Origin of the sequence: Aporhodopirellula sallentina SM41 (assembly GCF_000346505.1) — a bacterium.
Taxonomy (GTDB): Bacteria; Planctomycetota; Planctomycetia; order Pirellulales; family Pirellulaceae; genus Rhodopirellula; species Rhodopirellula sallentina.
Map to the genome: position 1 here is coordinate 1 of NZ_ANOH01000054.1, position 10,447 is coordinate 10,447.

7 protein-coding genes are annotated in these 10,447 nt (G+C 60.2%); 2 read left to right on the top strand and 5 right to left on the bottom strand.

The features are described 5' to 3' along the window. The 5 genes from RSSM_RS02905 to RSSM_RS02925 all read right to left on the bottom strand — a co-directional run. The coding region (locus RSSM_RS02905) for a beta strand repeat-containing protein (RefSeq protein WP_390174039.1) at positions 1 to 3,257 on the bottom strand (3,257 nt) is incomplete at its 3' end. Between the two features lie 619 nt (positions 3,258 to 3,876). Then, positions 3,877 to 5,931: a hypothetical protein gene (locus RSSM_RS02910; RefSeq protein ID WP_236620900.1), complete on the bottom strand. Its 2,055-nt coding sequence runs from the start codon at positions 5,929 to 5,931 to the stop codon at positions 3,877 to 3,879. A gap of 327 nt (positions 5,932 to 6,258) precedes the next feature. Next, positions 6,259 to 6,675: a phosphoribosyl-AMP cyclohydrolase gene (hisI, locus tag RSSM_RS02915; protein WP_008674293.1), complete on the bottom strand. Its 417-nt coding sequence runs from the start codon at positions 6,673 to 6,675 to the stop codon at positions 6,259 to 6,261. Then, complete coding sequence (locus RSSM_RS02920) at positions 6,672 to 7,676, bottom strand: NADPH:quinone reductase (protein ID WP_044300794.1); 1,005 nt, start codon at positions 7,674 to 7,676, stop codon at positions 6,672 to 6,674. Before RSSM_RS02920 ends, hisI begins: the two co-directional genes overlap by 4 nt. Before the next feature lie 327 nt (positions 7,677 to 8,003). Continuing rightward, positions 8,004 to 8,264, bottom strand: a complete 261-nt coding sequence (locus RSSM_RS02925; protein ID WP_008674297.1) for a hypothetical protein — start codon at positions 8,262 to 8,264, stop codon at positions 8,004 to 8,006. Between the two features lie 171 nt (positions 8,265 to 8,435). On the opposite strand from RSSM_RS02925, the gene RSSM_RS02930 reads away from it, so the two are divergent. Beyond that, positions 8,436 to 9,182, top strand: a complete 747-nt coding sequence (locus tag RSSM_RS02930; protein ID WP_008674299.1) for a hypothetical protein — start codon at positions 8,436 to 8,438, stop codon at positions 9,180 to 9,182. 282 nt (positions 9,183 to 9,464) lie between these two features. Further along, the coding region (locus RSSM_RS02935; protein WP_236620901.1) for an AMP-binding protein at positions 9,465 to 10,447 on the top strand (983 nt) is incomplete at its 3' end.

Consider the following 10,447-nt stretch of genomic DNA (forward strand, 5'->3'; position numbering starts at 1 on the left):
AGCGTTGTTGCCTGAGTTGGCTGTGTTTGCGTGATCGTGGTGCCGTCGATGTTCAACGTGCCCGTGCCGATCCAAAGCCCGCCGCCTTCTTCACCGGCGATGTTGTTTTGAAACGAGCCGCCGTTGACGGTCGTGGTGCTCGATCCGTCGCTGGCGTGAAGTCCGCCGCCGTTGACTCCGGCCGTGTTACCGTCGCTCGCGTTCGGGCCGCCAACCGTGACGCCGGTGAGCGTGACGGTTCCCGCGTTATTTTCGATCCCGCCACCGGCTCGTGCGGCTTCGTTTTCGGTGATATCCGTGTTGTCGATGGTGACCGAGCCTCCGACCGTCATGACGCCGCCGCCGTTTCCGTTGCCCGCCGTGGCGAGGTTGTCGGAGATGATCGCGTCGTCAATGTCGAGCGTTCCGCCGATGTTGAAAACACCGCCCCCGCCCTGGTTGTTGCCCGCGTTATTGCCTGAATTGGCTGTGTTCTGTGTGATCGTGGTGCCGACAATGTTGAGTCGTCCGCTGCCGTTCCACAGCCCGCCGCCTTCCTCGTTGGCGATGTTGTTTTGAAACAGCCCGCCGATCACGTTGGTCACGCTCGATGCGCCACTGGCGTGAAGTCCACCGCCGTTGACCGCCGCAAAGTTGCCCGAGGCGGCTGCGGCTCCTCCGACCGTTTCGTTGGTGATGGTGACGACGCCGTCATTGTTTTCGATCCCGCCGCCTGCCCGGCCGGCACGGTTGCTCTGGATTGAACTGTCGTCGATCGTGACGGTTCCGCCGACGGTCATGATGCCGCCACCGTTTCCGTTGTTCGTTTCAGCGGAGTTGTCGGTGATGGTCGCGTTGTTGATATCCAGTGTTCCGCCGATGTTGAACACGCCTCCGCCGCCCTGGTCGTTGCCGGCATTGTTGCCGGAGTTGGCGGTGTTTTCGGTGATCAGTGTGTTGTTGATGGTCAGGCTGCCATCGCCGATCCATAGCCCGCCGCCTTCTTGTTGAGCGATGTTGTTTTGGAACGTGCCATCGTTGATCGATGTCGCGCTGGCGGCTCCGCTCGCGTGCAAACCGCCACCGTTGATGTTGGCAGTGTTTGCATCGGCGGCAGTGGCACCGCCGATGGTGACGTTGGTCAGGGTTACCGTGCCGGCGTTGTTTTCGATGCCGCCGCCCGCTCGGTGAGCTGTGTTGCCGGTGATGGTTGAGTTGGTGATCAGGACCATTCCGCCGACGGTCATGACTCCACCGCCGTTGCCGTTGTTTTCGCTCGCCAAGTTGTCAGTGATGACGGTGTTGTTTTCGATCGTCAGAGAGCCACCGTTGTTGAACACGCCGCCGCCTCCCTGGTCGTTGCCCGCGTTGTTCGCGGCGCGGGCGACGTTGGCGTTGATGACAGTATCGCTGACCAGCATCGTTCCGGAGGCACTGTTCCACAGCCCGCCGCCTTCCTCTCGAGCGATATTGCCTTCAACCAGTCCGCCGCTGAGCGTGACCGTCGCGGCTGCGGTCACGTGCAACGCGCCACCGTTTCCTGGTGCCGGAGTCGTCGCCGTCGTGCCACCGCCATCCACATCGTTATCGATGAGGTCAACGTTGGTCAGTGTCATGGTGCCGTCGACGATCTCGATGCCGCCTCCGGCACGATTGGCTGAGTTGTTTTCGATCGTCGAGTTTGCGATGGTGACGGTGCCGGCGAGAGTGAAAATCCCGCCGCCGCTGCCCGCGGTCCCGTCGGCTTCGTTGTTCTCGATCGTGGCGTTGTCGATGTTGAGAACGCCAGCGTCGTTGAAGATGCCGCCACCGCCATTGTCGGCGTCGTTCCCGCTCGCGGTGTTGGTTTCGATCGTGGTGTCTGTCACGGTCATCGTGCCGGCACCGTTCCAAAGCCCGCCTCCTTCGCTCGCCGCGACGTTATCGGCGACAAGGCCGCGAACGAGGGTCACGTTGCCGTTGCCGGTCACGTGCAAACCGCCGCCGTTGCCTGGAGCACCGGCCGCGGGCAAAACACCCGCGTTGTTGCCGGTGAGTTCCACGTCGGTCAGAGTCAGCGGGACGCCGCCGGACATTTCAATTCCGCCGCCCGCTCGGTTGGCCTGATTGTCGTTAATGAACGAGTCGACAATCGTCAGAGTTCCCGAGCTGAAAATGCCACCTCCGCTGCCCGCTCCCACGATGGCGGTGTTTCCTTCGATCCGCGTTCCGTTTCGCAGGGTCAGGGTCGTGCCGTCGTTGTAGACTCCTCCGCCACCTTCGGTCGGTGCGGTGCCGCCGGTAGCGATGTTGTTTTCGATCGTGACCGCATCGAGCACCGTTGTCGTGATCGCCTCGGACGAGTTGTTGATCAACACACCGCCACCATTGACCGCGGTATTGCCCGAGATCGTTCCGCCGAGGATATCAATCGTCTCCAGTTCACTCAGCGTCAAACCGCGACCGGGAGTGTTGATCAGGTCGACGTTCGTGGCGGACAACGTATCGCCCGCCGAATCACCGCCGTCAATCACCAGCGAGGCTGCGTAGGTCGTGTCCAGTGTGGTGACGTTGATCTGGTCGATCCCGCTGCCCGCGTTCACGGTCAATGAATTCGTCGGGCTGACAAACACGACGCTTTCACCGAGCGTTGAGTCGATTCGGTTGATGTTGTTGCCCGCAACGCCATCGTCCGACAGCGTGATGGTTTCGTCGCCGCCGGTGAAGGTGAACACTCGATTGACGGCGTTGAGATTGTCGATGACCGGTTCCAATCCGGTGTAACCGATGGTTAACGAATCGCTCGCAGTGTCGATGACAATGGAGCCGTCGTTCTCGTTGATGAATTGGTGTTCAATCGTTTCCGCCGAAACGCCATCGATGTCGCCGCCGATCAGTTCGATCGTATCGCCGGACTGCGTTGTTTGTCCCCTTCCTTCGAAGGTGATCGGTGTGCCGATCAAACCGCCACTGAAGTCGACTCGCAACGTGTCATCCGCATCCGATCCGACCACCCGCAGGCTCGAGATCGACGTCGCGTCTTGCCGCAGCAGATCGCCGCTGACGCTGCCCGTGACGACGAGTTCACTACCGTCCATCGAAACGTCGAGGGTTTCGCCGCCGGCGGAGGCCAACACGTCCGTCGCGAGCAACCGGCGGCTTTCGAGGGATTCGAACAGTCGGCGGCGTTTGCGAATCTGCCGCGCGGTCGCGGGGCGAGAGATACGCGTCTTCCCACCGAGTTGACGCTCGATCCAGCTTGTGAGGAGACCACGACGCGGTGTTTTTTCGAATGGCATGTTGGTTTCGACAAGAATCAGTTGCGACAAGAATCAATGGTGCAGGGCATTGGTGCGGGCAGCAGTTCCCCCCTCACGTGTCAGGCAGTTTACACCAGTCGCCGGGGGGCGGATCATTTTAATTACCAGCCCGCGAGCCGTCAGAATCCGCATATTTCCTAACGAAAAACAAACACACAGGAGCCGCTAGGCGAGGCATTTGAAAAAACGAGTAGCCGGTGTCGCCAGATTTCGACGGCCTGAATTCTGTCGAATCCAGCTACCGGGATTCGGCGCGTCGAATATTGAGACGCTCTAGCGACTCGGATTGGAGCGGCGTTGAGATCGCACGGCAAAGAACGCCGAGCCGAAGAGAGACTGTCGTGAAGAAGGGCGAACAGCCGTGAAAGACAGCGTGACAAAGAGATTATCTCGCGAGAACCGGCTCGCCTGAGAACGAGACCGTTTGCGTGATTTCACACGTGGCGTGGGAAGCGTCACGTTCGGAATCGATCGGCGACCTTGTGGACTTCAGGCTCGGTTTTCGGAAACCGTGGGGGCGCTGCTTTCAGCCCACGGCTACTCGCCGAGAATCCATGCGGGATCGTTGTCGCCGTCTGATGAGTTCTCAAGGACGTGCTTAGTCGTTGACGTACCAGCCGGTTTCTTTCGACTGCTGACGGACTTTGTTTTGCCAGTCGTTCGCCGATCGCGTTTGTGGTTGGGCGGGGGCCGGTTGTCGCTGGCGACTGGTGTAGGTCCGCTCGCTTTGCGAACGCGTCGGAACGCGATCTTGAGGACCTTGGACCGACGCTTCGCGGACCGGAACGCTCAGGCGTTGTTCGTTCGAGTAACCCGACGAACGGTCCACGTTGCGGTTGAACTGAGTCGTCGGAGGTGGCAAGGCCGGCAACAAATCGGGGGCCTTCAACCGTTCGGTGGAATCGAACGGATTGCGATAATCCTCGGGTGCAGGAATTGGTCGCACGTGTGACGGCGACGCCCCTGTTCCCGATGCGTATTGGCTGCCATAGCGTTGGCGTTGGACGCCCGTGGTCAGTTCTCGCAGGTCCTGTTCGTCACGTTCAATTTCCCAACGGCTGCGTTGGTTCGTTTCTTCGGTCGACGGTCGCTGGTTGGCCGGTGGTGCCAATTGGTAGTAAGACTCAGGTGTCGAATTGTCAGCGTCTTGATCGGATTCGCGATCCTTCGAGCTGTCGTAGTTGTTTGAGTCGCCGTATTCGTTTGAATCTCCGTAGCCTTCTGAATCGCTGTAGCCTTCGGACTTGCCGTAGGGCGTGTACTGCGATTCGCGTTGGGAGTCACGTCGTGCCTCGGCTTCCTTTTCCATTGCCGCACGCCCTGCCTCGTAGCCTTGGCGGTACGCGTCGTTGGCGGTAGAGCCGCGAGAGCCAGAACTCTCATACGAATCGGACAACGCCGGACGGGCCGATTGCAGCGACGGGGCCGGGAACGGTTCCCTGTCTTGGCTATCGAACGTGCTTGACTCGCCGAGCGAGCTGCCGGTCAGAGGCGACATGTTGGTGTTCGGAAAGCTCGATGTCGAGTCAGAGTAAATCGACTCCATCGAATAGTTCGGCCGCCCCGAGTAAGTCGATCCTGGCGGAAGCGTCGGAGGCGAGACCGGTTGCAAATCACCGCTGCCGCTAAGTCCATTGCTGCCGCTGAGTCCGCTGCTGCCGCCGATCGGACTCAAACCGCTCGGTAGCGTTGAACCGGGCAGGGTTGAACTAGGCAGTGCCGTGCTTGGGATCGGAGACGCATAGGTGGATCCGATCGGTCCGTACGACTGTGCCGAACAGGGATCGATTCCGCTGACCGGATCTGCGCCGCACGAGGAACCTGTTACCGGTGCCGATGCCAACGGGGCGGGCTGCAACGTTGCGTACGGAGTTCGCTGAAGTTGCTGCACCGACGAGGTGCATGGTTGCTGAACGGTGACGGTGGTGCCGGTAACTGGATCAACGGTCGTCGCCGGACGGTAGTAAGTGATCGGAGCGGTGTAGTACGACGTGCGGTATCCGGTGCCCAAGAGCGAATCAAAGAACCTCGCCAAGCCGCTGCGGACGGGCGTCGGGTAGGTGCGTTGGACCGGCAAAGCGACTGTTGAGCTGGTGTCCATCCGGTAGGACGTCACCGGTTGGTTGACCACCGACGGCGACGCAGACGCGTAGTTGTTGGGATAGACGTTTCCGGTCCCGTAGATCGAATTGCCCGCAGTCGCGGCGCCGCGGTATCCCGACATGACCGGTTGTCCGGTGTAGACCGACGGATTGTCCAGCGGCACGGCGCCGTAGGCGGGACGCTGGACCGCGTAAGGCGATGCCGGCGCGTAGATGCTCTTGCCGGCCAGCGGCAGGGCAGCCGAGTTCGGTGCCGCCGCGGTCACGATGGGCGTGTATCCGGCGGTGTAAGGCGTGTATCCGGCCGCGTATGGCGAGACGGTCGTTCCGGGAGCTACCGTCGTCCCGGGAGTTACCGTGACGGTCGGTGGTGGTGTGACCGCGTAGGCGGGTTGCCGGCCGTAGAGCCAATCCGTCAGACAGCATGCCGACGCCGTTGGCGCAGCGGTGACCGCGGTGGACGCGATCATGGCGAACAGGAACCGACGCGCAGGAAGTTTGCGAGAAAAGTATGTTCGTGCGGAGGAGACTCGGGGCGAGCGGGCAGGCATGGGCCGTTCCAGCGGTTAGCGTCAAAAAACGAAGACGAGCAGTTCGGAACCACTCGAACGCCAATCGATCCGTCACCACATGAACCGGTTCGTGTGCAGAGTCGTGCGATCAACGTGCAGACCTCTGCGGGCAAACCGGCGTTTCATGACCGTTCAATCGATCCGTCGAGCGTGTTCCGGTGCAAGTGAACGTCTCAGCCCCGGTAGGGTCAATGTTTCTTGAGCTGAAATTAAAAGCTTGGAAAGCTTTGCGGTTTGCCAGATACCGGTTGAAACGGTTGGGCAGAATATTCAGCCGCGCGAGACGGACATTTAGGCCGCGAAGACTCAGCCATAGACATCGGCCGGGTCGACCAATCGAGTTTCACGGACACTGACTTGACCGCCGGAATCCACGTCGCGAAAGAAACAGCTTGCGTAACCTTCGTGACACGCAGCACCGGTTTGTTCCACATGCAGAAGGATCGTGTCGGCATCGCAATCGACTTGGACAGTGCGTACGATTTGCTGGTGGCCGCTGGTTTCGCCTTTGCGCCAAAGCTTGCCGCGCGAGCGACTGAAGTAAACCGCTCGGCCCGTTTGCAGGGTTTCCCGCCAGGCTTCTTCGTTCATCCAGGCCAACATCAATACACGACCCGATTCGGCGTCCTGGGCGATCGCGGGCAGCAGTCGGTCGCCGCTGGCTTCGCAGTAGGTGCCGGCGTCAAAGTTGGGTTGGAAAGTTTCCGAGGGAGTCTGCGTCATGAGGATGGGTTGCTCGTTACGATGATCTTCCCGCACAAACGATCGCTTTGATCGAGCGTTGCGGATTCTTGAAGTGTGTGTGCCTGGGCTGCTTCGGAGAGCGGGAACGAGGCGCCGATGTTCGCTTTCACTTTGCCGCTGGCCATCATTCGTGATAACTCATCGGCGGCCGAACGCATTTCGAACGGCGTCGCCTTGAACATCACAAAACCGTGCAGCGAGCATTCTTTGACATAAAAAGGTCCGACCGGGAACGGTGGTTGAGCGTCGCGGCCAGCCATCAATACCATCCGCCCGCGTTCGGCCATGACCTCGACCGCGGTCGCGAAGTCCGGTTCGCGCCGGGTTTCCCAAACGACGTTGACGCCACGCTCGCTGAACTGGCGAACTTGTTCGGCGATCGATTGTGATTTGTAAAGGATGACTTCTTCGGCACCGAAGGCTCGCACCTTCTCCGCTTTTTCGTCGCTGCCCGCGGTCGCGATCACGCGGGCACCCGTTGCGGCGGCCATCTGCACGACCATCGAACCAACCCCGCCGCTGCCCCCGATCACCAGGATGCTCTCGCCGGGTTGCAATTGAGCTTCGCGGAAGAGCCCGAGATGCGCGGTGATGCCGACCAAAGCGCAAGCCGCGGCGTCTTCGAAAGAAACCGAATCGGGAAGGCCGAACACCCACTTTTCATCAACGGCAATCTTTTCGGCGAACGTGCCTTGCCGACCGACGAGACCCTGATTGGTAGTCCACACCCGCTCGCCGACTTGGAACCGTTTGACGCTGGAGCCGACGGCCTCGACGATTCCCGCCGCGTCGCAGCCCGGGAAATAAGGAGTCGGCAATTCCGCCGCGATCACTCCCGATCGGACGTAGGTGTCGATCGGGTTGACCGACATCGCGTGCGTGCGGATCAGGACTTGATCCTCGCCGACCTGGGGATCAGGAACGTCGCCATATTGAATGACTTCAGGCGGCCCTTGGGTCGTCAGGAATGCTGCTTTCATGAAACTGCGTGTGGAGGAGACGTGTGGGGAATGGTCAGGAAAACTGTGGGGAATAGTCAGGAAAACGATGTGGAACGTGCAGGAGTAACGTGCGGGAATATTGAATGGGGATTGAATCGGGAGAGGCGAAACCGAGCCGATCTGGTCACCACGGTGAATCGATGGGCGGTCGGGTGTTTGGGCGTTTAGGTTGAGGGCGTGCGAATCGGTTGGCACGTCGGGTCCGTATCTCTCATGCCGATCGGCCCAAAATTCTACCGATGGTTCAACCTCCTCCGCGATCTGCCGCAATGTTGCGACTTTTGCAAAGCGGCCACGCCGCAGATGTTAGCGGAACTCGGCGATCTGGACCGCGTCGTCGGCGATCAGCGTCGTGATGTTCTCGCGGATCGGATACAGCCGGTCACCGGCCGGGTTAACCATTCCGGCGTCGATCGGCGTGTCGATGCGGGTGCCGAGTTGATCGCGAGCGGTGCCGTCGGCGATCGCTTGGTTGACCCGCTCGACGAGTCCCGCGTCCGCCAGAACGAGTGCATCACCCCCATGGGGACAACGCAAGATAGGTAAAATATCCGGGGTGATCATCATGCGTTTCTTTCCGGGGTTGGCTTTGATTTTAATGCGTTCGGGGAGCGATGTCCGATCAAAGTTAGCATTGTCTTCTCTTTTAGATCACTCGCCTAGCCGCTCTCGGTTGCGAGTGCTTTTCACGCACGACGAGGGATTGTCATGCGACATGTCGCACGGTTTTGTACGCGCTTGCTCACCCTGATCGCCGGTTCGATGATTGTTGGCGGTTCCGCCAGTGATCTGCGAGGTGAGGATACGCCTGGATATTACACCGACCCGTCTACCGGGATTGTCTACCGAAAAGTCGTTCGGACTGTGGAACGGCCCAAGGTTGAAACCAGGATCGCCAAGCGTCAAGAGACGGTCTACAAACCAAAAACGGTAGTGGAATCTCGTCCCGCCACTCGCCGGACGTACACTCCCGTGACCGAGTTCCGATGGGTGCCGCGAGTTGAGGGGCGGTGGAACCCGTTTCGCCAACCGACCGTCGCGTACCACCACGTTCCCGAAACGCGGTGGCAAGCCCGTGACGAAGTCGTGACCGAGACCAAAACGCAGGTCCAGTGGGAAGCCGTCACGCAGACCGTCGACGTGCCTCAACGTTTGACTCGGATCGAGAGAGAGGAGCAGGTTGACTTCGAACCGGTCGGACGGGTGGCTCCGCCCGCGGCACAGAGTCTCGCGAGCAACGTGGCCCCCGAGATCGCCGCTCGGCTCCGCCCGCTCGATTCGGGCCAGCAAATCCAATCGCTCAGCACCACGTCGGGCGTCCCTTCGAGCAGCAGTTTGGTGAAAGACCACAATCGTTCGTCGTTGCAGTCGGGTTTGAGGGCCACTGAATTGGCTCCCGATGCCTCCCGTGGCTACACTCAACCGATCGGGATGGGGGGCACGACCGGCGTCGCCGGGTTGTCAGTTCCACGAATTTGGCGTTGAAAACGTCCGGTTTGAAGGGTTTTCCGACATGTAACCTCCTGTCAAACTGTAGCATCTGGATAATTCGGGCCTAAGGCGTTGTCCTTAGGCCTTGATGCCGATGAAGAGTTTTAGCACGGAAGTTAGACTAAAAACCTATCCGAATGCGTCGGTGCATCGATTGGCCGTCGGGCGTCAGCCCCGGTTTTCTCGTGTTCACCGATGCTAGCGTCCAGTGGCGTATCAGTTCTCGGATAGGGACCAACTCGTCGAAAAGCTCGTAACCGCGATAGGTTGAAACTGGTGGATCTGCAAAAATACTTCTCAGGCGACATACCCCCACGGGATCATTTCGTCTCGATCCTACGGCACTGGGAACAGGCCCGGTCGACCAGCACCGCGTTCTCCTTCACCGACGGCGAAGAGTCGGAAGAATCGCTGACCTACGCAGAGTTGTGGAATGAAGTCCGCGGGCTCGCCGGTTATTTGCAGGGCCGTTGCGGCATCCGTCCGGGCGACCGTGTGTTGTTGCTGTATCCTCCCGGTCTGGATTTTGTGGTTTCGTTGTTCGCCGTGTTCGCCGCCGGAGCGATCGCGGTCCCCGCCTTCCCACCCCGACGGAACCGCAAAGCCTCCCGGATCCGATCGATCGTGCTCGACGCGGACGCGCGTTGGGCATTGTCCACCGGATCAGTGATCGAGCAACTCGCCGGCCCGGATCTGCACGAAGACCTCGTCGGCGTCCAATTGTTGGGCACCGACTCGCGCGATCACCGCGACGGTTCGTATTGGCGATGCCCGCGTCTGCGGAGCGACTCGCTCGGCGTGCTGCAGTACACCTCCGGTTCGACCGGGTCGCCCAAAGGTGTGATGCTGACTCACGAGAACCTGGTCGCCAACAGCGAACTGATTCTGCACGCGTTCCAACCGTCTCGTTCGATCGTCGGTGCGTCGTGGCTGCCGACATATCACGACATGGGACTGATCGGCGGCGTGGTGATGCCGATGTTCATGGGACGACCTAACGTGTTGATGTCGCCGATGGCGTTCTTGCAGCGACCGGCGCGTTGGCTGCAGGTCGTCTCGAAGCACCGTGTCACAGTCAGTGGCGGGCCGAATTTTGCCTACCAGTTGTGTGTTGACAAGATCGACGACGCGGAAGTCGCCGACCTCGACCTCTCCTCGTGGGAGATCGCGTTCAACGGAGCCGAGCCGATTCGCGCCTCAACCCTGGATGCGTTCACACAGCGGTTTGCCAAAATCGGTTTCAAGAGCACGTCTCACTT

Excerpts from the sequence above, each read along its gene's own strand:
- RSSM_RS02910 (WP_236620900.1), bottom strand. The coding sequence starts at position 5,931 with ATGCCTGCCCGCTCGCCCCGAGTCTCCTCCGCACGAACATACTTTTCT.
- hisI (WP_008674293.1), bottom strand. The coding sequence starts at position 6,675 with ATGACGCAGACTCCCTCGGAAACTTTCCAACCCAACTTTGACGCCGGC.
- RSSM_RS02920 (WP_044300794.1), bottom strand. The coding sequence starts at position 7,676 with ATGAAAGCAGCATTCCTGACGACCCAAGGGCCGCCTGAAGTCATTCAA.
- RSSM_RS02925 (WP_008674297.1), bottom strand. The coding sequence starts at position 8,264 with ATGATGATCACCCCGGATATTTTACCTATCTTGCGTTGTCCCCATGGG.